General features: G+C 56.1%; 1 pseudogene. It reads left to right on the forward strand.

The annotated features are described in order from the left end of the window. Positions 1 to 897 (forward strand): annotated as a pseudogene (locus tag HMPREF2608_RS06725) (hypothetical protein); the annotation flags it as partial.

The following is an 897-nucleotide window of genomic DNA, read 5'->3' on the forward strand; positions in this document are numbered from 1 at the left end:
GCCGGCGACGACAACATCACCACCGAAGCCCAAGACGATAAAGTGACCGTTAAGCTGAACAAAGACCTGGTAGTGAACAGCGTCAAAGCCGGCGACACCACCGTCAACAACGACGGCGTTAAGATTGCAGGCGGTCCTAGCCTGACCAAGTCCGGTATCGATGCCGCCGGCAACAAGGTTACCAACGTAGCCGACGGCGACCTCAATGCCAACAGCAAAGATGCCGTTAACGGCAGCCAACTGTTTGCGACCAACCAAAACGTCGCCAACAACGCCGCCAATATCGCCAAAGGCATTAACTTCGGCGGTACCACCGGCAGCAACAACTACGCATTGGGCGACACCATCAATGTCAAAGGCGACAGCAACATCATCAGCGAAACCGTAGCCGGTGGCGCACAGCTGAAACTGGCCAAAGACATTACCGTTGACAGTGTGACCGCAGGCAACAGCAAACTGAATACAGACGGCCTCACCATTACCGGTGGCCCGAGTGTGATCAAGTCAGGCATCAATGCCGCCGGCAACAAGATCACCAACGTTGCCGCCGGTACCGATGACACCGACGCCGTCAACTACAGCCAGCTGAAACAGCAAAGTGCCGCCGCCCGTACCGAAGTTGCCGCCGGTACCAACATCAAAGACGTGGTGAAAACGACCGGCGCCAACGGCCAAGACGTTTACACCGTCAACGCCAAAGGCACGACTGCGAGCGCCGGTTCGAGCAAATTGACTGTTACCGCCGCTGAAAAGGCCGACAACGTGACCGACTACAGCATCGACTTGGCTGATAACACCAAAGCCGAAATCCAAAAAGGTGTGGATGCCAAAACCGCCGTTGACACTAAAGGCCTGACCTTCAGCGGCGACAGCGGCAGCACCAATATCGAAAAACTC

This window comes from Neisseria sp. HMSC064D07 (assembly GCF_001837185.1).
GTDB lineage: Bacteria > Pseudomonadota > Gammaproteobacteria > Burkholderiales > Neisseriaceae > Neisseria > Neisseria flavescens_C.